We start from the raw sequence: 24291 nt of genomic DNA on the forward strand, positions 1-24291 counted from the left end.
TCATTGGATCCAATTGGTATAAGATTAAAATGTATTGATTGGATTCTACTAAGGGGGCTGCTTTGAGAGAGATTATTGCAAAGAAATCAGTGCGTTCTCCCGGTGGGCTGAAGCTAGCCAGCTATCTCATTGAGGAGATCGAAAGTGGGCGAATGCTGCCGGGTCAGAAATTACCTGCCGAAAGAGAACTGTGTGAACAATTTGATGTGTCCAGAGGATCGGTCCGGCGTGTCCTGACCAATCTTAAAGAGCTGAATCTCATCACACAGACTGTCGGGAGTGGCACCTTTGTCACTGCTAATGCCGGGGACATTGCTGAAAGCCGCAACCGCGCACTCAACAGAATAGAGATAAGCCCTGCAGAACTGATGGCAGCCAGATTACTGATCGAGCCGCAAATGCCTGCCCTCATAGTTCTTCATGCGACGAACAACGATTTTGACAAAATGGACCATTGTATTATCCGGTCTGAAGCGGCAACCACGATTGATGAATTTGAATACTGGGATGGCGAGTTGCACAAGGAATTCGCATTTTCCACACATAATGCATTTTTTCTGCAGATACTTACGCTGACGAATGAGGTCAGAGATCGCGGTGAATGGGGAATGTTAAAAAGAAAATCGCTGACCGCAGCAAGGCGCGACCTCTATCAGCAACAGCATCGCGATATTGTTAAATCACTTCGCGATCGCGATGAGAAAACAGCACGTGAGCTGCTTTATGAACATCTGTTTACTGTTCAAAAAAACCTTTTTGACCCGGGCAGTCGCTGAACTGACTATCAGAGGGTGCAAGACTTAAAACAAGTAATGCACGCAGGATAGTTCTCCCTGCTATCCTGCGCTTTCGCAGGGTAAGGGTAAGATCATCCACACCGGTCATTCCTCTACAGACATCTTTTGCACCTGCCTGCGCATGGAAAAACATATTCCTGCGAGCAGAACAACACTGACACCATAGAATACCCCCCAGCTGATGTAAGGCAGCACAGTGGGAACACCCATTAAGAATAAGGTTGCTAAAAGCCTGCTTGCTCCGCAAAGAACGGCATAGTCTGTTGCTGACTGGTCAGTAGCGGCCCATTTCAATATAAGGGCATAAATAATTACACTAAGTGCAGTACATACAGCAGCCTGCAGAAGAGACCAGATTATTACGCCGTTAATATCTGCAAGGCCATGACTGATTACCGTGCCTGCCGCTGCCAGTGCGGTAATGATCAAAAGCAGCGCCATTGTCCGTAATGAGCCAAACCGGGACATAAGAGGGATGATTATCATTGCGGCTAAAGCATTCAGCATGGGCGACAACGTACCCAGCGTCCAGCCGATACGCTCCAGGGATGCGCCCATACTGACCAGGATAGGCCGCTGAAAATAAAACAGACCAATCAGGAATGTCGTGGCCACAGACAGCTGTAGAAGTTGTTTTCCGACACCTTTTCTCCTGAATGTCACCAGCAGGCTGGCACGATGAGGCAGACGGCAGATTTTATTCTCCGCTTTAGTCAGCATAAGAACCGGAAGGATGGTCAGCATCGGTAACAGAGCAGTGATGAAGAAAGTCCCTTTCCAGCCCAGTTGGGGAAATAACCCTACCAGTATGCCACCCCCCAGCATCCCCCCCAGCGCCAGCGCAGAAACCTTAAGCGCCGCAGCCACTGAGCGATATTTTGGTCCAATCATATCCACAGCAAGAGCATCCAGCGCCAGATCCATGGTCGCGACGGCAAAACAAACGGCCAGCCCGAGAAAAAACATACCTGCCGCGGGCAGACTGCTGCCAAATGCAATGGCAATAAGCAGACCAGAACTGACAATCTGACAAAGCGCAATCCAGCCGATACGGTGACTGAGCCAGGGCAATGAAATCCTGTCTACAACGGGTGCCCAGAGAAACGTCAATCCAAAGGGAATATAGAGTGCAATGACCCATCCCATGGCCTGCAGATCGACACCCTGTGAAAGCAGAATGGGTGGAATACCGTATTCAAGGAGGCCAAAACAGACACCAAAGGATATATAGAGCAGCCCAAGCGAAAGCAATACCAGCGCCGGGCTAGCCTGACGTGCCTGGCCTGAAAGGGAACGGTCATGTAACGATGTTGTGCAGGTTTTCATAACAGACTCTGAATCCAGTCGCCCCACATGGAATTGTGAAGACAAAAATATAGACGGCTTAAATCCTATCATCCTATGAATTTTCTGACAATGAGAATGGTTATCATAAACAAAAAAAGGCAGACCTATTTAGTCTGCCTCGCATGATTGTTCCGTAAAGCTTTGCAAGCGTATGTCTGTCAGCTCAGACTGCCGCCGCCGTTGACATGAAGAATTTCGCCGGTCAGATATGTGTTGGTCAGGGCGAATAAAACTGCATTGGCAAGTTCATCAGGGGTACCCGTATGTCTTACCGGCAGAGACTTGTCCAGCGAATCGAAGAAACCTTCACGATCGGATTCGGCCATGAAGTCCCAGCCTTCAGTTCTTACTACGCCAGGAGAGACAGCGTTAACGCGTACTGGCGCCAGCTCTACTGCCAGTGCACGCGTAAGCCCTTCTACCCCCGCATTCAACGCAGATACCATTGACGTACCCGGTGCAGGACGGTCCGCCGCCAGACCTGAGAAAAGCACAATGGCACCATCGCTGGACAGATTCTTCAGACCAAACTGAGCCAGGTGAACCGGTCCCCAGAATTTAGTGGCAAGCATGCGCTCAATCGCAGCACGATCCATCTCTGCCAGAGGCCCGTAAGTGAGATCTGCAGCGCTCAGAACGAAATAATCATACTTGCCGATTTTTTCGAAGCCGGTCTCTGCAGCTTTCGCATCGCCCAGATCCATCACAACCCATGAAGCTTTACCTTCGAGACGCTTAACAGCTTTTGTTAGTTTTGCTTCTGATCGCCCGATCAGTGTAACCGCTGCGCCCTGCGCCAGAGCCTGTTGTGCTACGGCAAACCCGATGCCTGAGTTACCACCTGCGATCACAATGTGTTTGTTTTGAATATTCATATTTTACTCCGGTTAGTTTGATGCGGTTTCTTTGTACACACTCTTTCTGCTAACGGGCTTCAGCAGAAAGGCCAGCATGACCGCCGCGGCCAGCGGGATGAAGCCATACAGCATGGGCGATGACGCTGATGTATGGCTTGCCGCCCCACCCAGCGCAGAGCCCACGGCGATGCCGATATTGAATCCGGCGATGTTCATTCCTGACGCCAGATCAGGGCTGCCGTCGACCTCAGCAGCAGCCAGTACTGTGCGCTGGAAAACAGGCACAGCACTAAAGCTCGCAAGGCCCCAGATACTCATTACACAGGCCATAACAATGACAGAGTCGGCACTCAACCAGGCACCACACAGTGCAATGCCAATGCCTGCCAGAACCAGCAGTGATGCTCGCTGGCTTCCCGCCTTATCAACCAGCTGTCCGCCGAAGTAGTTACCAATCATGGCAAACACTCCAAACAGGAAGAACATTCCTGAAATCCCTTTGCCGGTCAGCTGCGTTTCTTGTTCCAGCAGTACAGAAATGTAGGTAAACCCGGTAAACGAGCCGGCATAGCCCATCGCAGTGATGAGCACACGATGCAGTATGCTGCGATTCAGCAGTGTGCCGGAAAGCGTGCCTGGTGCCTGCTCCTGTTCATCTTTACTGACTGAAGGGGTATAGAGTTCAGTTAACAGGGCACCGACCAGACCGATCACGGCGATGGCTACGAAGACGTACTCCCAGTTAAAAGCGCTACCAGCGAAAGTGCCGAGTGGCACGCCAAGCATCAGAGCCAGTGTCAGGCCAGCAAAGACGGTTGAAATTGCCCGGCCGCGGAAAGCGGGCTCTACGGCGGCGGAAGCACTGGAAGCTGCCAGCGCCAGTAAGACCCCATGCATCAAACCCGCGGTCAGGCGGCTGATAAGCAATGCAGTCAGAGACGGGATCCATGCAGTTACCAGATTTGAAACAGCAAAAATAAGCATGCTTCCGGCAAGAACATGCCTGCGTGTGGCACCTGCCAGTGCAGCACTCAATACCGGTGCACCAATGCTGACACCAATAGCATATATGCCGATCATCAGCCCGGCTGACGAGACGCTGATATCCAGTGAGCCTGCAATAGCCGGAACCAGGCTGACTGCGACAAACTCAGCCAGCCCGAGTGCAAAGGTGCAAAGACTGAGTGCAAATAAAATGACTGACATAAAACCTCCTGATTAGGTTTCATGATGGTAATTTATTGCACATCTGTTGATAATAACCATTTCCCGATAAACACTATTGCAGGTTTGCAAAAATGAATGCATTAAAAGGTTTGCCGGAATTTATTGCTGTTGTTGAAAGAGGGACTTTCACTGCAGCGGCAAAGCAACTAAACGTGTCTGTTTCTCACATAAGCCGTCATATTGCAGAGCTCGAGTCGCGCCTTGCCACTCAGCTCTTTGTACGGACGACCAGGCAGATGCAACTGACCGAATCAGGAAGCCGCCTGTTTTCGGCGACAGAGCCGTTAATGGAGGAACTGACAAGTATTCAGGACAGACTTACACGAGGGAGCGAAACGCTGGAAGGTTCGATACGAATTACGCTGGCAGGAAAACTGGCAGAGGAACAAATCGTTCCTTTACTGACCGATTTCAGCGTAATGCATGACGGGATCAGTCTGGAGATAGATGTGTCAGCGCGGAACGTCGATCTGATCGCAGAGGGCTATCACCTGGCAATAAGAATGGGACCGCTGGTCAGCAGCAGCTCTCTGATAGCAGTAAGGCTGGTTTCTGTCCCTATGATTACTCTGGCCTGTCAGGCGCTGACGGAAAAGCTCGGATATATCGGTCGTCCGGAAGATCTTCCCCCTGAATACTGTCTGCCACTGGTAGGACGTAACTGGCATTTTACCAACGGTAAGCGTCAGGTATCCATTAGACCGCTGGGTCGCGTGTCCACAAACAGTGGAAATGCGGCAGTAAGCGCTGCGCTGAAGGGCATCGGCATTATTCATGTCCCAGCCTACTACGCTGATGAAAAAGTCAGTACAGGAGAGCTCATCACTCTCCTGCCCGACTGGCGCTCGGTTGAAAGCACAACCTTTTATCTTGTCTATCCTGCCGGTAAACATATGCCGCAACGCGTGCGTAGTCTCATTGATTATCTGCAGAGCAAGATGAACATGAGCATATCCTTTTAGCTCATGTACCAGCCACCGTTAACGTTTATAGTCTGCCCGTTAATGTAGCCATTACGTACCAGCATCATGATGGCATCGACGACCTCATCCGGCTGGCCAAAACGCCCTACCGGGATAAGATCGGGCTTGATGCTGTCATTATTCTTTATCATGTCAGTTTCAATCAGCGCAGGCGCAACCGCGTTTACTGTGATTCCGCATCCCGCAAGCAGGTTAGCATAGCTATGCATCAGGCCGATCTGCCCGGCCTTGCTGGCTGCATAATGCGGTCCAATAACGCCACCTGTCTGGGCAGCGACTGAGGACATCATGATAACCCTGCCCCACCCATTGCGCTGCATAGCAGGAAGTACCGCCTGACTCATGAAAAAAGAGGAGGACAGATTGGTCAGCAGTACGCTGTTCCAGTCATCTGCGCTAATTTCTTTCCAGTTCTGTACGGGGTTAATACCTGCATTGTTAACGAGAATATCAACATCCCCGAAGCGTTCACCAATCTCCGAGATTAACTGGCTGACCTCATCATGTCGGCTGACATCAGCAGCCAGCGCTATCGCCGTATTGCCTTCCTGGGCGATCTGCTCTGCAAGGGCCTCTGCTGAAGCTGATGAGTGCCGGTAATTAATTACTACACGGCATCCGGCTCGGGACAATGCCAGTGCCGCTTCACGACCAATCCCACGACTTGCTCCGGTGACAAGCGCAACTTTATTTCGGATCTCATCCATAGCTTATTACCTCGTTGATGTTCTGATAAGGAAAAGCAGAGCCAGCGCGGCAAGCAACAGCACCAGAGCAAACTGGCATACTGCCATCCACCCGCTTATGCTCCAGAAATATGAACCTGCGGCTGCGCCTGCGGCACCGCCAAAAAAGGTAAAAACCATATATAACGTATTCAGCCGGGCCCGGTATTCGCCCGGCAATGCAAAAATACGGGCCTGATTCGCTATCTGACCACTCTGGAGGCCAAAATCGAGAAGGTTAACGCCGAGGACCAGTGCAGGAATGGCATAGCTCCTCGTGTACATAAACAAGATGAAAGCACAGGCAACTGAGAGTAGTGAGAGCAGATTGACAGGTTTAACGCCAAAGCGATCGCATAACCGTCCGGCTCGCGGAGCCAGCATCGCACCTGCTGCCCCCCACAAGCCAAATAGCCCGATATCGGCCGGGTTCATGTTGAAAGCAGGCGATGCAAGATAGTAGGCGAGTGTCGCCCAGAAGGCAGAAAACGCTGCGAAGACCAGACAACCCATCAGGCAGGATAAAATCAGTGCCGGATAGGCAAGTAACAGACGCGGCATAGAGGCCAGCAAAGAAACATATTTTTTCAGGCTCAGGGGTGACCGTTCTGTTAATGGCAGCCATTTTATGAGAACAATCAGCAGCCATGCATCAAGAACAGCAAAAACGATGAAGGACGCCCGCCATGTGGCACTGACATCAGCCAGAAAGCCAGAGGCAGTTCGTGATAACAGAATGCCCAGTATCAGACCGGTCTGCACTGTGCCGATGACTCTGCCTGTTTCCCCTTTTTCCGCCATAGACACCGCAAGCGGGATAAGTATCTGCGGGATAACAGTAAACAGCGTCAGAAAAAAGCTGGCTACGATTAACACAGTAAGGGACGGCGCAAGGCCACACCCGAGTAACATCACGGTCGTCAGCAGAAGCAGCATTCCGCTCAGTTTACGCGGCGAGAGGCTGTCAGCACTGGGCACGATAAATAAAATGCCAATTGCATAGCCTGTCTGTGCCAGTGTCGTCACCAGGCCTGCCCGATCAGGGCTGACGTTAAAACTCATCGCTATTTCGTTCAGGATTGGCTGACTGAGATACACATTCGATACGGTTATTCCGCAGGCCAGAGCCAGCAGAAGCAACATTCCACTACTCAAAACGGTTTTTTCCCTAAGGGGTACAGTACTCACAAAGTTGACCTCTGTTTCGGTTTGGAGATGTATGTAATACTGACAACGATCAATTCAGAACTGTACTGTACAGTACAATTCAGAACAGTAAAGCCTCCATCATCGAGGCGTGTATTAACCTATTGATTTGTAATGGGAATAATTTATGCCAGTTCAGCAGTCAACTCGCACAGCTATTCTTGAAGCTGCGAGGGATGCGTTTCTTGAGTTTGGTTATCAGGGAACCAGTATGGAAAAGGTTGCAAAGCTTGCTAATACCGCAAGAACAACTGTTTACAACCAGTTCAGCAGTAAAGAAACGCTGTTTCAGGAGACTGTTAAATTTGTCTGGACAGATTTTCCCGCCATTACCATCACGCAGGATAAGGAAGCACTTGATGATGTTGAGTTTGGCCTGACACAGCTTGGCCGCTCTGTTGCTGAGTTCTGGGTGCCAGATACGGCCGTCGCCTTTATGCGAATGGTGATCAGCGAGGGTCCCCGCTTCCCCGGCCTTGCCGAGCGTTTTTTTGAAGCCGGAAAGGCCCCCGCCCTTAATGCAGTGGCAGAATATCTGTCCAGAATGCAAGGTAGAGGACTGAAAAAAGTCAGCGATTCACATCGCGCCGCCAGACAGTTTCTGGGACTGATAAATGAACCACTTTTATGGGCCCGTGTTATTGGCGTTGAAAGCGTTCCTTCTGAAAAAATTCGTCAGGATGCTGTTGCAGAAGCCGTAAAGATTTTCCTCGCCTACTACCAGGCATAACCGGAAAGCATAGAGAAACAGCCTGACCCTTCTGGTTGATTCTGTGAGCATTTTTAAAAATTGAGGTAGGATGGCAGGATGAATATCTTGTTAAGGATAAGGGGATGACTCAGAGAAGTTCATTTGCCGTAGCGCGCCAGCCACTGGTCGATACCGTTATTGACGTATTACGCAAACAGATAACGGAGCAGAAATGGACAGTGGGTGAACGTATACCCACGGAAACAGAGCTGACAGATATGCTTCAGGTTGGCCGCAATACTATTCGAGAAGCCATCAGGGTTCTCTCTCATTCAGGCATGCTGGAGGTTCGTCAGGGCGATGGAACCTATGTTCGCAGCCGGATTGATCCTTCCGAAACGATGCGTCAGATGGATAAGGGAAGCCTGCAGGAGCATTTTGAGCTTCAGTGTATGCTGGAGTCGGAAGCCGCGCGCTACGCGGCTGTGCGCAGAACCCAAAGCGATTTAAAAAAAATTCGCATGGCCCTGGAGGCGCGGGGAGAAAAAAGCGAAGAACACGATCTTGAATCTTTTCTCAAACAGGACGCTCTTTTCCATAAAGCTATTGTTAATGCTTCTCATAATCTCCCCATGATAGCGCTGTATGAATATTTTCAGGTTTCAGTGCGTTCTAATACCAGAAAAATCGTGTTGCTTAACGAATTACCGGAACCGGATTATGCTGCTCATCAAAATCTCGTCGAAGCTATTGAGCAACAGGATGAGTTTCGCGCGCAGGATGCGGTGAGAAACATGATCCAGCCAATGATTACCCATCTGAGAAACAGCTAAAAAAGGGCCCGAAAGGCCCTGTTTTTGTTCAGATGCGAGGGTTTCGCTCTGCGAATGTCTGCTGCTGATGCCAGTAAGGATAAACACGCGGCTTATCGCTGACGCTGTTAAGTCGCTCAATCTGCGTGGTGGTCAGTTCGAAGCCAGTGGTATCCAGATTTTGTTCTAACTGTTCACGGTTACGTGCACCTACAATCACAGTAGATACTGTAGGACGCTGCAGAACCCAGCGCAATGCTACCTGAGACACACTTTTTCCTGTTTCAGCTGAAATCTGTTCCAGCGTATCGATCACATCATAGAACTGCTCTTCTGGAAGACTGTGACCGTATGCGCCCAGACTGGCTGTACGGCTCCCTTCAGGTGCAGGCTTATTGCGGCTGATTTTACCGCTCAGACGGCCACCCGAGAGAGGGCTCCAGACTACCGTTCCCACGCCCTCTTCAAGAGCCAAAGGCATTAGTTCCCACTCAAATTCTCTACCCAGCAGAGAGTAATAAGCCTGATGAGCAATGTAGCGAGACCAGCCGCGACGCTCTGAAACAGATAAAGATTTCATCAGTTGCCAGCCAGAAAAATTTGAGCAGCCGATATAACGCACTTTACCCGAGGTAACCAGATCGTCGAGTGCACGCAGAGTTTCTTCAACAGGAGTCCGGGCATCGAAGGCATGCATCTGCCAGAGATCAATGTGGTCTGTTTTAAGACGGCGCAATGACTCTTCACAGGCCTGCACAAGATGATGACGCGAGCTGCCTATCGCATTCACATCCTCTCCGATCCGGAACGTCGCTTTCGTTGAGATAAGAATTTTGTGACGGTTTCCAACAATAGCCTTTCCCAGGATCTCTTCAGCTTTTCCGCCAGAATAAGCGTCAGAGGAGTCTATCAGATTGACGCCACGATCAAGGCACAGGTCGAGCAATGATTTAGCTTCTTCCACATCCGTGGCACCCCAGGCTTTGAAGAATTCGTTACCGCCGCCAAAGGTTGCCGTACCAAAGCTCAGCTCTGAAACGAGAAGCCCACTGTCTCCGAGAAAATTATATTTCATTCTAAATCTCCACTTTTAAGGATAGTTTCAAATGATGCCTAACGCGCTGATAGCCTCATCAGACAGAGTGAAATCCAGACTGCTCAGATTTTCGTTCATTCTGTGGAAAGAAGAGGACTTAGGTATCGCGATGATATTTTGCTGCGTGAGCCAGCGCAGCGTGATTTGAGCCGGCGTTTTTGCATATTCAACCGCAAGTCGTTGTACAAGCGGGTCCGAACTCATGCTGCCGGCATTGAGGGGTGAATAAGCGGTGATGGCAACAGCATTGTCATGTGCCACTCTGATGACATCATCCGGGATGGAGGGATAAGCCATTTTTATCTGGTTAAGACTAATTACTTCCGGCGCGTAAGAGAGAGCTGCCTGTAAAGCGTATAGATCAAAATTACTGACGCCTCCCGTAAGAACCTTCCCTTCTGCTATCAGATTGCCCAGAGCATCCAGGGGCTCATGAAATGAGATGTCAGAACTGGGCCAGTGAAGCAGGATAAGGTCGATATAGTCTGTTTTAAGTGCTTTCAGCGAATTTTCAACTGAGTGAATAAAGTCTTTCCGATGAAAAGAATCAGGCCAGACTTTACTGGTGATGAAGAGTTCATCGCGATCGACAAGCGCTTTGCCAATTGCCTTACCGACCTCATGCTCATTCCCATACATCGCAGCCGTATCAATGTGGCGGTAACCGAGGTCCAGGGCTGTATGCACTGCACTCACTGCTTGTTGTCCATTCAGCTTCCAGGTTCCAAAGCCGATTAGAGGGACTTTTCTGCCGTTTTTCAGAACGATGTTATTCATAGCATTTCCACATCAACGTTTTGCTTGATTTGAATGTTTAGCTGAGAGTACTTTATTGTACTGGACAGTACAGTTCAAGTTTTAACAAAAGTGGAGATACAACATGACAGAGACCAATGCGACAGCACCAGACTCACAGAGTCGCCTGAAAGCAGGGAAGGAAAAGTTTGAAGAGGTCATGGGTTCTGACCCTCAGACTTTTATCGATCATTTTAAAGATATCGCACCAGACTATGGAAATTACGTCCTTGAATGGGAGTTTGGCGGCCTCTATACACGCCCTGGTCTGGAGCTGAAAATCCGCGAGCTGGTGATTATCGCATCCTGCGCAACGCTGGGGCCAGCAGGAATACCTGCTGTTAAGATGCATATCGATGCGGCTCTCCGAGCAGGTGCGACGAAAACAGAAATCATTGAAGTTATCATGCAGGTTTCGTTCAGTGCCGGCCTTCCAACAGCGATGGCTGCGCTGGAAGCAGCAAAAGAAGTGTTTAACAGCAAACAAGACTGATAAAAAAATGCCAGGATTTATTTCCTGGCTAAATGGAACAAAATCCTGCTTAGACTCAGACAACGAAGAATAAAACACTAATTTCTCGGGCATGAATCACCCATGCACGAAACATAAATAATGACTTCCCGATCCTCTATTGTGGTATTGTGCTCACCGGCCAGTTTTGTAAACAAACATTCAATCCTTTTTTCGTACAAAGGAAAAATTGAATTACATTTTGTACAAATGATGTGATCATGTCTTTTCCCTTCGGTTTTCTCAAAGACAGACAGACCACTTGGCATACGCTTACGCTGCAGATGATTTTCGTCACATAAAATATTAATAAGACGATAAATGGTTGACTCGCTCATTCTGTCGCTGGTTTCATAGAACGCCTGAAAAATCTGACGAACTGACAATAACTCACCGGTTTTCTGGTTGAAGTAGGAAAGTATTTTATCAACGCGATCGGATTTTCTTTTAGCGCTTGTAAGTATTTTTTCTTTATTACGTTTAATGTACACAGCCATGCTCTCAGTTACGATATCTGATATTGTCAGCCGTTGTTAAAGATGAAGAAACCAGACATAAAAAGCATAAAAATATACACGCCTAGAAAGCAGATTTTTTGTAGCACCTTACAGCCTGGTTTTCTGCTGAAATCCTTCATAGCCTTGCTCCTGACGTTTATGCTTTTGTGCTAATGAAGCCTGTTTTCCCCTGTCAGGGGCAACCTAATGATTTAGATCCTATCATCCCACCTTTCGGCAGATCAAGCTATTAATTAATTTACAACTTCCCAAAGAATCAAAAGTTAAGCCACCAATAAAAACTATTAATATCAATAAATTATATTAATTACCCTTGGTTTTTAACCTTACACTCTGGAGGGTTGAACCCTCTAAAGGTAGGATGATAGGATAACTGCATCTATTCATTACGGGCATAAGCAATGTATCCTGCAATCATTCTTAAAAGACGTGCATCAATGAATGAGCAGAAAATTCTGCAATTTCTCGATGAACATACTAATGATTTTTATACAGTAGATTCACTGCATAAAAACATGAATAAACGTTATAGTATTTCAAGAGGAACAGTGGCAAGAATACTAAGAACGCTTGCAGCCAAAAATGAGGTCAGCAGAAAACCTGCTTTTGGCGGTAAAATTGTCTATCAGCGGACTGGTAAAAATATAAATTGTCGAATCGTCTGGGCTCATGAAAACCGTTCGCTATCGCTAAATGACAGTAGACTTGATAATATTATAAAAACTATCGCCCAGGAAAAAGGAGGCATTGCTATAGAGCATGAAATCACCATATATATGATGCCAGCACCTTCATCTTGCTCCTTAGAAAGATAATGTATATGTCAGATACCATGCGAAAAATGGGACTTACATTAATGAAATTTTGTCTAAAAAGACAGAAGAGACGCTAAAAATATTGATGAGGAATTTTTTGTGAAAAAAGCTCGCACAGCTTTTCTTATTGAAAAGCTCAGGCATGAAATAATCGTCGGAAAGTGGCACATCGGGCAAAAAATTCCGGCCGAACATGAAATATCTCATCTTTATGATGTGGGTAGAAATACCGTTCGTGAAGCTATCAAAGCGCTTTCTTACTCTGGTTTGCTGGAGGTTCGTCAGGGCAGTGGGACGTTTGTAACTGGAAACGTTGATTTAAGCGCACTTGCTCATAAGATGACGGCAGGTGGACTGACCGAGCATTTTGAAATGCGGTGTCTCATCGAGTCTGAGGCAGCTAAACTCGCGGCCGAAAGAAGAACAGAAACAGATATAGCAAGGATCCGACAAAGCCTGATACGACGAAAGAAATTTAATAGTACGGATTTCATTGAAAAAATAATTGAAAGCGACATGGAGTTTCATCAGGCAATTGCCATTGCATCACGTAATAACTCTCTTTTGATCCTTTATAAATTTTTCAGTTCGTCAGTCAGAAGTTATACTCTCGATGCTTTAGCTGTAGTTGATAAATTCGAACCAGATTCAGAATCTCATGACAGGGTTTTTGATGCAATTATCAGGCAGGATCCTGCTGATGCTGAAAAAGCAGTTCAGGAAATTATAAACCCTTTAATCATGAAGCTATCGTCATCAGCCAGGCTTAATTGAATGAGGTTGCTTACCTGAATCATATAAGGTTTGCTGACACATGATCTAGTAATGAATTAAAAGCGAAACAATAACTAAAAATCATAAAACTCTGCTTATGGTGCAACATGTCAACGCTGCTTGAACAATACTGTCATCTGACTATTAATTTTTATCTTATTCCTGAAAGCGAAATGCCTGCAGTATCAAAGCTATTATCTGTAATTCGGCAGGAATATCAGCAGCAATTAACGACTTATTCAATCGTATCATTACCAGAGCCCCCCTTCTGAATAGAGACGACTCTTTCAAAAAATTCACAAGCTAAAATCAAGGATACTACTATTATGTTTCCATTTGTTCCCGTTATTATCCAGCATCAGTCATCTGGTGAGATTCTGCTGTTGGCCTATCTAAGCAAAGGCGAGTGGCAGTCTTTACAGAAAGGTAAGATGCTGCGTTTTTACTTTAACGATGCCGAATGTAAATGGATGGCCGAAGATAACGGTACCCGGCCGCTGACGTTTACAATGTCTGGTTATACGCAGGATATTTCTTCAGGCACCCTTCTGATTATGGCTGAGCCTGTTATCGGAAAAAATGCATCCTATCTTAGTGCTTTCAGTGGCCTTTCTACAGAAACATCAGAATTGTATCGCCTTAACAGACTGGTACGCTATCATGTTAATGCCAGAAACGATGATGTGGAAGAGATTAAAAAGAGGTTTTCAAGCGGAAGCCTGAGCGCTTTTGAAAAAAAGCACGAGCACATTTTTTCTGAGATATCCGTTAATCTTACACCAGCCGAAATCAGCGATACGTTTATCAGACATCTTATATTTCTTGCCAAAAGTGGCAATGACTTACTTAGCATGTTAAGTCATCTCAAAAAGGATCTGTATGAAATCTGATTCCGGCTGGACTCTTGATAACTTCATCAGGTGCATGGGGGATGCCGAGCTGCGCATCATGCCTTATTCACTCATGGGAAATTTTGTTTACATTCCGAAGATTACCGGAAACCTGAAGAGTATTGGCTTTGTTTTACGCCCGGAAGCGCAGTTTTATGTCTGCCTCGAACATCTGAAATTTACGCTCAGGAAGATTGGTTGCACTATGTCAGACTTAAGGATAATGAAATGCTATTATACCAGCAGTCGTCTGCTCCCTGGCTTTAAAAAAATATTTGCCCGGCTTTATCCTGATATCAATGTCTACTGGGAGAATACCGGCGTGTCTGCCCTGCACCATAAGGAACAGGTAGTTGAACTGGCCTGTATCGTGTTTAAAGTAAACTCATGTCAGAACAGGTATGTCCATGCTGACAGATAGCGGCATATGCCCTGTCTTGCTGTTCCAGCAAAGGGTTTCCGGTAGAGTTTCTTCTGACCCTCCTTGCTTGTAAACAATAACAATGCCCGCGTTCAGTTTCCGCTATAAATTACTGGTGCAGCAGAGAAAGTCAGCAATCTTTGAAATTTCTTCAGTCCGGTTCATAGCGGCTCATATAAGCTTAAACAGGCTACGGGGGTGCGCGACAACAAAAAATGCGGCCGACGGTGCGTTATGCAATCCGATATGTGCTCCTGTCAGTGGGCCATATTTGATATGAGGTCCAGAGGACAATAGCCGACCTGACTCAAGACGAAATGGCTCATATACGCTTCTCATGAAACCTTTTCAAATGATACTGAGGTGTCTGCTGGCTCCGCGGTGATTAAGAATCAACATGACTGGAAAACATCAGAGCACTGGAATTTTGTTAAACTCAATGAAGTATGCCAGTTCCGTTAACATCCTTATGACTTGCAACAGATTCTGGCGCAATAAGCGGCCTTACAACATGCTTTCAATTTCTTTTCAGGAGCATTTATAACTGAATGCTTTGAACTCTGGCTCTCTCAGGACTCGCCGGGGCATAAATTTTATCCAGTAGCACACTTGGAGCGGGGATTGACTTACCTGAAATGATAGATTGGAACATTTATCAAGCTCTGAACGGCAGGCCTTGCGTAAACCGCAAGGCAGCCTGTTTATTCTGTTAGCTGAGCTTCTGGCTGGCCGCGATAAACCTTTAGCGAATATCACTACCCGCGATGTTGCGCTTTTTCCGGAGAATTACATCACTGAGGGCAAACAGACCATGGCCGTTATCCTCAGGAGCGTGCTGAATGATATTTTTCTGGAAGCCATTGAGGCCAGAATTATCGAAAGAAACCCTTTCGAACCTACACGCACATCAGCGCCCAAAATACAGAAAAGCCGGCTCTCAATCGATGAATTTTGCAGACTGCTGTATGTCATGCGTGAGGCAAAGCCGTAATTTTATAAAGCGATAGCCTGGACATAAGAACCTGTCGATGACCAAAAAGTACCTCGATTCCAGCGGAATAAACACGTGCTGGTATAAGCCATATGCATGTTTTCGGAAAATTTCGAGCAGGCGAAAATTTAACCTTGCAAATCATGCCGTTATAGATATGCTATATACAAACCATATACGTTTCATATAGGCCAGCCATGGGCATTGTTAAAATATCCGATCTGATGCATGAAAATCTCCGCGTCGCCAGCCAGGCGATGAGCCGCTCCATTAACGCGCAAGCCGAACACTGGCTAAAGCTGGGCATGCTGGCGGAGCTTTATCCGCACTTTACCCAGCAGGAGCTGGCGCAGCTGCTGATCAGGGTAGAACTGGAGCACGGCAGCGACCTGCGTCAGCTTATCTCCCCTGCCACACGCATTCCACAAGGAGAGGCACAGTGAAGAGAAGCGTAAAGATCCACACCCCGGAACAGATTGAGCTGGCGCGCGCGGCGGGTCACGCGGCGGCGCAGGTGCTTGCGATGATTGCGCCACACGTACAGCCAGGCGTCACAACGGAAGAGCTGGATGATATCTGCCACGACTTCATCATTAACGAGCTGAAGGTGATCCCCGCCAACATCGGCTATCAGGGCTATACGCGCACCACCTGCACCTCGGTGAACCATGTGGTGTGTCACGGCATTCCCTCGGCGAAAAAGCTAAAAAAAGGGGACATCATCAATATTGATATCGGCATTATCAAAGATGGCTGGTACGGCGATACCAGCCGCATGTACTTTGTTGGCGAACCTTCGGTGCGTGCGCGGCGGCTGGTGGACATCACTTATCAGTCACTGGTCGCCGGGCTTCACGCCGTGAAGCCCGGCGCAACGCTAGGCGATATCGGCGCGGCAATTCAGCGCGTCGCGGAGGGCGCCGGCTTTTCCGTCGTGCGCGACTATTGTGGTCACGGCGTCGGGCAGATCTACCATGACGAGCCGCAGGTCCTGCATTACGGCACGCCAGGGGAAGGACTGGCGCTTCAGCCAGGCATGATCTTCACTATTGAGCCGATGATCAACGCCGGTAAAGCTGGCACCAGCGTGCTTTCGGACGGCTGGACGGTGGTCACCAAAGATCGCTCGCTCTCGGCACAGTGGGAGCATACCCTGGCCGTGACGGACAGCGGATTCGATCTGCTGACGCCCTGGCCAGACGGCCTTGGTGGCTATCCGGCGATTTAATGCATCGACGACATTCTGCTTTAAGCCAGTGCTGCGCTGCACCATGAGATATCAGGCAAAGCCCTTTCTCGCGCAGCGCTGGAAAAAATATTCAGTTTTTTCATCGCATTAGAAAATGGCACACATCTTGCTCAACGAATTCCATCTTGTATACCAGTTGGAATTCAATCATGGCCTCTACCTTCGGATTTACGCTTCAGGACTGGCAACACCGCTACCAGCAGGACCCGCACTGCATCGGTGCGCTGCTGACGGCGCACCTCGACGCTCTCGATCGGCAGGATAACGCCTGGATCTGTCTCGCCTCCCCTGCGCAGTTACAGGCACAAATCGAACCGCTGTTGGCAGATTACCTGCGCAACCCGGCTGCGCTGCCGCTGTTTGGCGTGCCCTTTGCGGTAAAAGACAATATCGATGTGGCAGGCTGGCCGACCAGCGCCGCTTGCCCGGCCTTTACCTACACCGCCGCTGAGGACGCCTTTGTGGTGGCGCAGTTAAAAGCAGCGGGCGCGGTGGTCATCGGCAAAACCAACCTCGACCAGTTTGCGACCGGTTTAGTCGGCACGCGTTCCCCGTTTGGCGCGGTAAGTAATACCTTTAATCCTGACTATGTCAGCGGCGGCTCCAGCTCCGGTTCCGCCTCAGTACTGGCGCGCGGCCTGGTGGCCTTCTCGCTCGGCACCGACACCGCCGGTTCCGGCCGTGTGCCGGCGGGCTTTAACAATATCGTTGGGCTAAAGCCGACCAAAGGCTGGCTCTCCGCCCGCGGCGTGGTGCCCGCCTGCCGCCTTAACGACACCGTTTCCGTGTTTGCCTTAACGGTGGAAGATGCCTTCGCGGTCGCGACCGCCGCAGGGGGCTATGACGCCGGGGATGCCTATTCGCGCCGCAACCCCCATACCGCCCCTGCCAGCTTCAACGCGCAGCCCGCCTTTGCCATTCCCGCCGCGCCGGAATTCTTCGGCGACACCCAGGCGGAAGCGGCCTGGCAGCGCGCGCTGGAGCAGCTACAGGCGGGCGGCGCCACGCTGCACCCCATCGATTTCACCCCATTCCACCAGCTTGCTGAACAGCTCTACTACGGCCCGTGGGTGGCGGAACGCACCGCCGCGGTGGGCGAGATAATCAACCGTCCGGAAGAGATGGACCCGGTGGTGTACGGCATCGTCAGCAGCGGCCTGAAATATAGCGCCGTCGAGGCTTACCGGGCAGAGTATCTGCGCGCTGAACTGACGCGTCAGATCCAGCAAACAATGGCGCAGTTCGATGCCGTGGTCGTGCCGACCTCACCCACTATCCACACCCTGGAAGAGATGAAGCAGGAGCCGGTGCGCTACAACTCGCACTTCGGCACTTACACCAATTTCACTAACCTCGCTGACCTCAGCGCCTTAGCGCTGCCCGGCCCGTTCCGGGAGGATGGTCTGCCTGCAGGCATCACGCTTATCGCGCCGGCCTGGCAGGATCGCGCCCTCGCCGACTTCGGCCTGCGCTGGCAGCAGCAGATGGCGCTCTCCCCTGGCGCCACCGGCCAACCGCCGCGCGCCCGGCACGCGCCGCTGCCCCTCTCTGCCGATCACGTTCGCGTTGCGGTGGTTGGCGCACATCTCACCGGCATGCCTCTCAATTTCCAGCTCACCACGCGCAACGCGGTCTGGGTGGAAGAAACGCAAACCGCCAGCAACTACCGCCTGTTCGCCCTGCTCGACGGCCCAATTAAAAAGCCGGGCCTGCTGCGCAGCGACAGCGGTGCGCCGATCGCCGTTGAGCTGTGGGATATCCCGCTGGCGCGCTTTGGCGAATTCGTGGCCGAAATTCCGGTGCCGCTCGGCATCGGTTCGCTGACGCTGGCGGACGGCCGCGTTGTGAAAGGCTTTATCTGTGAACCGGCGGTGCTGGCGCAGGCGCTGGAGATCACCGAATTTGGCGGCTGGCGCAACTGGCTCGCCTCTCAGGGGAGTAAATAACCATGTTCAGCACCGTTCTGATCGCCAACCGTGGCGAGATTGCCTGCCGCGCGATTCGCACCCTGAAACGCCTCGGTGTGAAAAGCGTTGCCGTCTACTCCGATGCCGATCGCAACGCACGCCACGTCAAAGAGGCGGATGTGGCGATCGCGCTCGGCGGCGATAAAGCTGCCGACAGCTATCTGCGTATCGATAAAATTCTGGCCGCGGCGAAACAGAGCGGCGCGGAAGCGATCTGGCCCGGCTACGGCTTCCTCTCTGAAAGCCTGCCGTTTGCCGCCGCCTGCGAAGCGGCGGGTATCGCCTTTGTCGGCCCGACGGCGCAGCAGATTGGCGAGTTCGGCCTGAAACATCGCGCACGGGAACTGGCCGCTCAGGCGGGCGTACCGATGACGCCCGGCACGCCGCTGCTCAATTCGTTAGAGGAGGCGATCGGCGCGGCGGCACGCATCGGCTATCCGGTGATGCTGAAAAGCACGGCGGGCGGTGGCGGTATTGGTTTGACGCGCTGTGCGGATGAGCAGGCGCTGCGCAGCGCCTGGGAAAGCGTGCGCCGCCTCGGCGAACAGTTCTTCAGCGATGCAGGGGTATTTCTTGAGCGCTGCATCGATCGCGCCCGTCACGTTGAAGTGCAGATTTTTGGCGACGGCAGCGGCAAGGTGGTTGCGCTTGGCGAGCGCGACTGTTCGCTTCAGCGCCGTAATCAGAAAGTCGTGGAAGAAACTCCGGCGCCCCATCTTCCCCAGGCCACGCGCGAGGCCCTGCTGGCCTCCGCGGTGCGGCTGGGCGAACAGGTCAGCTACCGCAGCGCAGGCACCGTGGAGTATATCTATGACGCCGAACAGGATGCGTTTTACTTTCTTGAAGTCAACACCCGCCTGCAGGTCGAACATCCCGTAACCGAATGCGTCACCGGCCTCGACCTGGTGGAGTGCATGCTGCAGGTCGCGGCGGGCGACGCCATTGACTGGGCGCGCCTGCAGCAGCCGCCTGTCGGCGCGTCAATTGAAGTGCGCATCTATGCCGAAGATCCGCTGAAAAACTTCCAGCCCGCGCCGGGCACGCTCACCGGCGTCCTTTTCCCGGATGATGTGCGCGTGGATAGCGGGATCGACGTCGGCGCAAAGGTCTCCGCATTTTACGATCCGATGATCGCCAAACTGATTGTCCATGCAGAGACGCGCGACGCGGCGCTGGCGAAAATGCAGCAGGCGCTCGACGCCACCCAGCTGCACGGCATCGCCACCAACCTCGACTATCTGCGGCAAATCGTCGCCACCGACGCCTTCCGCAGCGGCAGCGTCTGGACCCGCTTTCTTGACGGCTTTACCCCGTCCGCCAGCGTAATAGAGGTGCTGCAGCCGGGCACCTTCAGCACTATTCAGGACTATCCGGGCCGCCTCGGCTACTGGGATATCGGCGTACCGCCCTCCGGCCCGATGGATGATTTTGCCTTCCGCCTCGCCAACCGGATTGTGGGCAACCACGACAGCGCCGCCGGACTTGAGTTTACCCTGCAAGGGCCGACGCTGCATTTTCACAGCGATGCGGTGATTGCCCTGACCGGCGCCGACTGTCCGGCAACCCTGGATGATGTAAGCCTGGACTACTGGCAGCCCGTAGCGGTGAGCGCCGGGCAAACCCTGACGTTAGGTCGCGCACAAAGCGGCTGCCGCACTTATCTGGCGGTCCGCAATGGGTTCGACGTACCGGAATATCTGGGCAGCCGCTCCACCTTTTCGCTCGGCCAGTTCGGCGGCCACACCGGACGCACGCTGCGCGTGGCCGATATGCTGCCCATCTCTCAGCCCCGGCTGGCGGCCTGCACCACGCCCGCGCCGGTCAGCGCACCGCAGGCGCTCGATCCCGCGCTGGTGCCGCACTACGGCAGCGAATGGCGTATCGGCGTGCTCTACGGTCCGCACGGCGCGCCAGACTTCTTTACCCAGGCCGCTATCGATACGTTCTTTGCCAGCGACTGGCAGGTGCACTACAACTCCAACCGTCTTGGCGTGCGTCTGGTGGGGCCTAAACCGACCTGGACCCGCGCCAACGGCGGCGAGGCCGGGCTGCACCCCTCGAACGTCCACGACTGTGAATACGCCATTGGCGCGGTGAACTTCACCGGCGACTTTCCGGTGATCCTGACCCACGACGGCCCCAGCCTCGGCGGCTTTGTCTGCCCGGTCACCATCGCCAAAGCTGAATTGTGGAAAGTGGGTCAGGTTAAGCCTGGCGATCGCATTCGCTTCCATCCTGTCGGCGTGGACGAAGCGGTGGCGCTGGAAAAAGCGCAGGCTGCGTGCATCGCCACCCTTCGCAGCCATCACGCCGCCTCGTTTGCGGTGCCGTCGCTGGCGGCAACGGCGTCTGGCTCCGCCACGCTGCTGGCGGCGCTGCCCGCTACCGACACCACGCCGGCCGTCGTCTGGCGCCAGGCCGGCGACAAATATGTGCTGATCGAATATGGCGACAACGTGCTGGACCTGGCGCTGCGCCTGCGCGTGCATCTGCTGATGAATGCGCTGCGCGCGCGCGCCGTGCCCGGTATAGAGGAGTTATCGCCTGGGGTGCGCTCGCTGCAGGTGCGCTACGACAGCCTGATCCTCAGCCAGAAACAGCTGATGACTCTGCTGCTGGAGCTGGAGGCGGAGCTTGGCGACGTCAGCGAGCTGAAAGTGCCGTCGCGCATCGTCTGGATGCCAATGGCGTTTGAAGACAGCGCCACGCTCGGTGCGGTAGAGCGCTATAAAGAGACGGTGCGCGCCAGCGCGCCCTGGCTGCCCAACAACGTCGACTTTATCCAGCGCATCAACGGTCTGGAAAGCCGCGACGCGGTGCGCGATACCCTTTTTGACGCCAGCTATCTTATCCTGGGCCTGGGCGACGTCTATCTGGGCGCGCCTTGCGCGGTGCCCGTCGATCCGCGCCATCGCCTGCTCAGCTCCAAATACAGCCCGGCACGTACCTTTACGGCGGAAGGCACCGTGGGTATCGGCGGCATGTACATGTGCATCTACGGTATGGACTCCCCCGGCGGTTATCAGCTGGTGGGCCGCACGCTGCCAATCTGGAACAAATTCCTCAGAAACGATCAGTTCGCGGCGGAGGAGCCCTGGCTGCTGCGCTTTTTCGATCAGGTGCGCTTCTATCCGGTCACGGAAGAAGAGCTTGTCCGGCTGCGCGATGACTTCCGCGAAGGGCGCGCCAGCGTGCGTATCGAAGAAACCCTGTTTGATTTCGCCGCCCATCGCCAGTTTCTGGCCGAAAACGCGGCGTCGATCAGCGCCTTTCGCCAGCGCCAGAGCGCCGCCTTTGAGCAGGAAGTGACGCGCTGGGCGCAGGAGGAGCAAGAGGCGCCGCTCACCAGCGAAGAGACGCTGACGATCGCCGAACCCGATGACCAGGCGCTGGCCGTGTGCGCCGACATGAACGGCAACATCTGGAAAGTGCTGGTGCAACCGGGCGAGGCGGTAGAGGCGGGCCAGACGCTGATTATCGTCGAGGCGATGAAAATGGAGCTTCAGATTGTCGCGCCGCAGGCGGGCACGGTGAAACGCATCGCCTGCCAGGCTGGACGTCCGGTAAGTCCGGGCGACGCCCTGCTCTGGCTGGAATAAGGAGCGCAGATGAATCAACGCCCGCGCAGCAAAGGCCGTCCCGAAGCCCTGGCGGAAAAAGTGTACCAGGCGCTAAAGCAGGACATCTTTGCCTTCCGCCTGATGCCCGGCGACCGCTTCAGCGAAAACGAGATCGCCGAGCGGCTGGAGGTGAGCCGCACGCCGGTGCGCCAGGCGCTGTTCTGGCTGGCGCGCGAAGGCTATGTCGACGTGTGGTTCCGCAGCGGCTGGCAGGTGAAGCCGTTTGACTTCGAATACTTCGAGGAGCTGTACGATTTTCGCACCGTTATTGAGTGCGAAGCGGTGCGCCGCCTGTGCGCCCTGCCGCCGCTCGCCTGCGCGGAGATGCTCGACGCCCTGAAGCGCTTCTGGATTGATGATCCACGCCCTGAAGAGGGCAACACGGTATCGGCCCAGGACGAGGCGTTTCATATGGCGCTGGTGGCGGCGGCGGGCAATCAGGAGATCGCCCGCGTCCACGCCGAGTTAACCGAAAAAATTCGCATCATTCGGCGTCTCGACTTTACGCGCGACGATCGGGTAGAGGCGACATACCGTGAACACGCTCAGATTTTACGGGCGATTTTTCAGCAAAAAACCGAGGAGGCGCAGCGCATTCTGACCGATCACATCGCCGTGAGTAAGGCAGAGGTAAGAAAGATCACTTTGCATATGTTACAGCAGGCCCGGCTTCAGGTTACTGAATAATAAAACCATTACACTTTAGAGGGTTACTGATGAAAAGACGTTCATTGCTTAAGGCTTTTGCGCTCTCCGCCACCGTAGCCAGTCTGGGCTTTGCCTTCGGGGCGCAGGCGGCAGAGACCATTAAAGTCGGCATATTATCTTCGCTTTCCGGCACCATGGCGATTTCAGAAACGCCGCTGAAAGATATGGCCTTGATGACCATTGACGAAATCAATGCCAGCGGCGGCGTGCTGGGCAAAAAGCTGGAGCCGGTGGTGGTCGATCCAGCCTCCAACTGGCCGCTGTTTGCGGAGAAAGCCCGCCAGCTGCTGACGCAGGACAAGGTCGCCGCGGTGTTCGGCTGCTGGACTTCGGTTTCGCGCAAATCGGTGCTGCCGGTGTTTGAAGAGCTGAACGGCCTGCTGTTCTATCCCGTGCAGTATGAAGGCGAAGAGATGTCGCCAAACGTGTTCTATACCGGTGCCGCCCCCAACCAGCAGGCGATCCCCGCCCTGCAGTACCTGATGAGCGAAGATGGCGGCAGCGCTAAACGCTTCTTCCTGCTGGGCACCGATTACGTCTATCCGCGCACCACCAACAAAATCCTGCGCGCCTTCCTGCACAGCAAGGGCGTTCAGGATAAAGATATCGAAGAGGTCTATACGCCGTTCGGATACAGCGATTATCAGACCATCGTATCCAATATCAAAAAGTTCTCTGCCGGGGGGAAAACCGCGGTGATCTCCACTATCAACGGCGACTCCAACGTGCCTTTCTACAAAGAGCTGGCGAATCAGGGCATTAAAGCCACCGATATTCCGGTGATCGCCTTCTCCGTGGGCGAAGAGGAGCTGCGCGGCATCGATACCAAACCGCTGGTCGGTCAGCTGGCAGCCTGGAACTACTTCGAGTCGGTGGATAACCCCACCAACGCGAAGTTTGTCGCCGATTACCGCGCCTATGCCAAAGCGCACAACCTGCCGAACGCAGGCACGGTAGTGACCAACGATCCCATGGAAGCGACCTACGTCGGTCTGCATATGTGGGCGCAGGCGGTAGAGAAAGCGGGCACCACCGATGTCGATAAAGTGCGCGCGGCGATGGCGGGCCAGACCTTTAAGGCGCCGGACGGCTTCACCCTGACCATGGATAAAACCAACCACCATCTGCATAAGCCGGTGATGATTGGCGAAGTCGAGGAAAACGGACAGTTCAACGTGGTGTGGCAGACCGAACAGCCGATCCGTGCGCAGCCGTGGAGTCCCTATATCGCCGGAAACGACAAGAAGCCCGATTATCCTGAGAAATCAACGAAATAATACTCTGCCCTTCA

Annotated in this window: 25 protein-coding genes; 17 read left to right on the forward strand and 8 right to left on the reverse strand. The window is 52.4% G+C overall.

Features of this window, described 5'->3' with window-relative positions; translation table 11 throughout:
- Nucleotides 1-62 precede the first annotated feature (62 nt).
- Nucleotides 63-776 (forward strand): FadR/GntR family transcriptional regulator, encoded by a 714-nt coding sequence (locus tag LB453_RS02235; protein WP_103796933.1) that lies wholly within the window; start codon nucleotides 63-65, stop codon nucleotides 774-776.
- Nucleotides 777-881: 105 nt separating this feature from the next.
- Here LB453_RS02235 and LB453_RS02240 read toward each other — a convergent pair whose 3' ends face one another.
- The 3 genes from LB453_RS02240 to LB453_RS02250 form a co-directional block, all read right to left on the reverse strand.
- On the reverse strand, nucleotides 882-2123 hold the full coding sequence (locus LB453_RS02240; RefSeq protein ID WP_146053853.1) for an MFS transporter: 1242 nt from the start codon (nucleotides 2121-2123) through the stop codon (nucleotides 882-884).
- A gap of 179 nt (nucleotides 2124-2302) precedes the next feature.
- Entirely contained in the window at nucleotides 2303-3019 is a 717-nt protein-coding gene (locus tag LB453_RS02245; RefSeq protein ID WP_103796935.1) for an SDR family oxidoreductase, read from the reverse strand.
- A 12-nt stretch (nucleotides 3020-3031) separates the two neighbouring features.
- Nucleotides 3032-4207, reverse strand: a complete 1176-nt coding sequence (locus tag LB453_RS02250) for an MFS transporter (RefSeq protein WP_103796936.1) — start codon at nucleotides 4205-4207, stop codon at nucleotides 3032-3034.
- Nucleotides 4208-4299: 92 nt separating this feature from the next.
- Here LB453_RS02250 and LB453_RS02255 point away from each other — a divergent pair, with 92 nt between their 5' ends.
- A complete protein-coding gene (locus tag LB453_RS02255; RefSeq protein ID WP_103796937.1) occupies nucleotides 4300-5190 on the forward strand; it encodes a LysR family transcriptional regulator in 891 nt (296 codons plus the stop codon).
- Here the strand turns inward: LB453_RS02255 and LB453_RS02260 are convergent.
- Nucleotides 5187-5918: an SDR family NAD(P)-dependent oxidoreductase gene (locus LB453_RS02260; protein WP_103796938.1), complete on the reverse strand. Its 732-nt coding sequence runs from the start codon at nucleotides 5916-5918 to the stop codon at nucleotides 5187-5189. The two genes, LB453_RS02255 and LB453_RS02260, sit on opposite strands and share 4 nt — an antisense overlap.
- 6 nt (nucleotides 5919-5924) lie before the next feature.
- The gene (locus tag LB453_RS02265) at nucleotides 5925-7079 is read right to left on the reverse strand and encodes an MFS transporter (protein ID WP_103796939.1); all 1155 of its coding nucleotides are present in this window, start codon (nucleotides 7077-7079) and stop codon (nucleotides 5925-5927) included.
- A gap of 274 nt (nucleotides 7080-7353) precedes the next feature.
- Here LB453_RS02265 and LB453_RS02270 point away from each other — a divergent pair, with 274 nt between their 5' ends.
- Both LB453_RS02270 and LB453_RS02275 read left to right on the forward strand, forming a co-directional pair.
- Nucleotides 7354-7872, forward strand: coding sequence for a TetR/AcrR family transcriptional regulator (locus LB453_RS02270; RefSeq protein WP_263489533.1), 519 nt, complete (start codon nucleotides 7354-7356; stop codon nucleotides 7870-7872).
- 104 nt (nucleotides 7873-7976) lie between these two features.
- Complete coding sequence (locus tag LB453_RS02275; protein ID WP_103796941.1) at nucleotides 7977-8666, forward strand: FadR/GntR family transcriptional regulator; 690 nt, start codon at nucleotides 7977-7979, stop codon at nucleotides 8664-8666.
- A 28-nt stretch (nucleotides 8667-8694) separates the two neighbouring features.
- Here LB453_RS02275 and LB453_RS02280 read toward each other — a convergent pair whose 3' ends face one another.
- Entirely contained in the window at nucleotides 8695-9720 is a 1026-nt protein-coding gene (locus LB453_RS02280; protein WP_103796942.1) for an aldo/keto reductase, read from the reverse strand.
- 27 nt (nucleotides 9721-9747) lie between these two features.
- Nucleotides 9748-10518, reverse strand: a complete 771-nt coding sequence (locus LB453_RS02285; protein ID WP_103796943.1) for an aldo/keto reductase — start codon at nucleotides 10516-10518, stop codon at nucleotides 9748-9750.
- 103 nt (nucleotides 10519-10621) lie between these two features.
- Between LB453_RS02285 and LB453_RS02290 the strand changes: the two genes are divergently transcribed.
- Nucleotides 10622-11029 carry a carboxymuconolactone decarboxylase family protein gene (locus LB453_RS02290; protein WP_103796944.1) on the forward strand — a complete coding sequence of 136 codons (408 nt, stop codon included), beginning with the start codon at nucleotides 10622-10624 and terminating at the stop codon, nucleotides 11027-11029.
- Between the two features lie 77 nt (nucleotides 11030-11106).
- On the opposite strand, the gene LB453_RS02295 is transcribed toward LB453_RS02290, so the two are convergent.
- Nucleotides 11107-11544: a Fur family transcriptional regulator gene (locus LB453_RS02295; protein WP_103796945.1), complete on the reverse strand. Its 438-nt coding sequence runs from the start codon at nucleotides 11542-11544 to the stop codon at nucleotides 11107-11109.
- 422 nt (nucleotides 11545-11966) lie between these two features.
- On the opposite strand from LB453_RS02295, the gene LB453_RS02300 reads away from it, so the two are divergent.
- From LB453_RS02300 to urtA, 12 genes are all read left to right on the forward strand, one after another.
- Nucleotides 11967-12380: a transcriptional repressor gene (locus tag LB453_RS02300; protein WP_103796946.1), complete on the forward strand. Its 414-nt coding sequence runs from the start codon at nucleotides 11967-11969 to the stop codon at nucleotides 12378-12380.
- 99 nt (nucleotides 12381-12479) lie between these two features.
- On the forward strand, nucleotides 12480-13154 hold the full coding sequence (locus tag LB453_RS02305; RefSeq protein WP_103796947.1) for a FadR/GntR family transcriptional regulator: 675 nt from the start codon (nucleotides 12480-12482) through the stop codon (nucleotides 13152-13154).
- A 107-nt stretch (nucleotides 13155-13261) separates the two neighbouring features.
- Nucleotides 13262-13426 carry a hypothetical protein gene (locus LB453_RS02310; protein ID WP_224481398.1) on the forward strand — a complete coding sequence of 55 codons (165 nt, stop codon included), beginning with the start codon at nucleotides 13262-13264 and terminating at the stop codon, nucleotides 13424-13426.
- A gap of 54 nt (nucleotides 13427-13480) precedes the next feature.
- A complete protein-coding gene (locus LB453_RS02315; RefSeq protein ID WP_103796948.1) occupies nucleotides 13481-14044 on the forward strand; it encodes a hypothetical protein in 564 nt (187 codons plus the stop codon).
- A complete protein-coding gene (locus LB453_RS02320; protein ID WP_103796949.1) occupies nucleotides 14034-14465 on the forward strand; it encodes a hypothetical protein in 432 nt (143 codons plus the stop codon). The genes LB453_RS02315 and LB453_RS02320 overlap by 11 nt, the downstream gene beginning before the upstream one ends.
- A gap of 643 nt (nucleotides 14466-15108) precedes the next feature.
- Complete coding sequence (locus LB453_RS02325; protein ID WP_103796950.1) at nucleotides 15109-15456, forward strand: hypothetical protein; 348 nt, start codon at nucleotides 15109-15111, stop codon at nucleotides 15454-15456.
- 197 nt (nucleotides 15457-15653) lie between these two features.
- Nucleotides 15654-15899, forward strand: a complete 246-nt coding sequence (locus LB453_RS02330) for a ParD-like family protein (protein WP_103796951.1) — start codon at nucleotides 15654-15656, stop codon at nucleotides 15897-15899.
- A complete protein-coding gene (gene map / locus LB453_RS02335) occupies nucleotides 15896-16684 on the forward strand; it encodes a type I methionyl aminopeptidase (protein WP_103796952.1) in 789 nt (262 codons plus the stop codon). Before LB453_RS02330 ends, map begins: the two co-directional genes overlap by 4 nt.
- A gap of 170 nt (nucleotides 16685-16854) precedes the next feature.
- Entirely contained in the window at nucleotides 16855-18651 is a 1797-nt protein-coding gene (gene atzF, locus LB453_RS02340; RefSeq protein ID WP_103796953.1) for an allophanate hydrolase, read from the forward strand.
- A gap of 2 nt (nucleotides 18652-18653) precedes the next feature.
- Nucleotides 18654-22271 (forward strand): urea carboxylase, encoded by a 3618-nt coding sequence (uca, locus tag LB453_RS02345; protein WP_103796954.1) that lies wholly within the window; start codon nucleotides 18654-18656, stop codon nucleotides 22269-22271.
- A gap of 9 nt (nucleotides 22272-22280) precedes the next feature.
- On the forward strand, nucleotides 22281-22979 hold the full coding sequence (locus LB453_RS02350; RefSeq protein WP_103796955.1) for a GntR family transcriptional regulator: 699 nt from the start codon (nucleotides 22281-22283) through the stop codon (nucleotides 22977-22979).
- A 29-nt stretch (nucleotides 22980-23008) separates the two neighbouring features.
- A complete protein-coding gene (urtA, locus tag LB453_RS02355) occupies nucleotides 23009-24277 on the forward strand; it encodes an urea ABC transporter substrate-binding protein (RefSeq protein ID WP_103796956.1) in 1269 nt (422 codons plus the stop codon).
- Nucleotides 24278-24291: the final 14 nt, after the last annotated feature.

The sequence above is a fragment of the Pantoea agglomerans genome (assembly GCF_020149765.1).
GTDB classification, from domain to species: Bacteria; Pseudomonadota; Gammaproteobacteria; order Enterobacterales; family Enterobacteriaceae; genus Pantoea; species Pantoea alvi.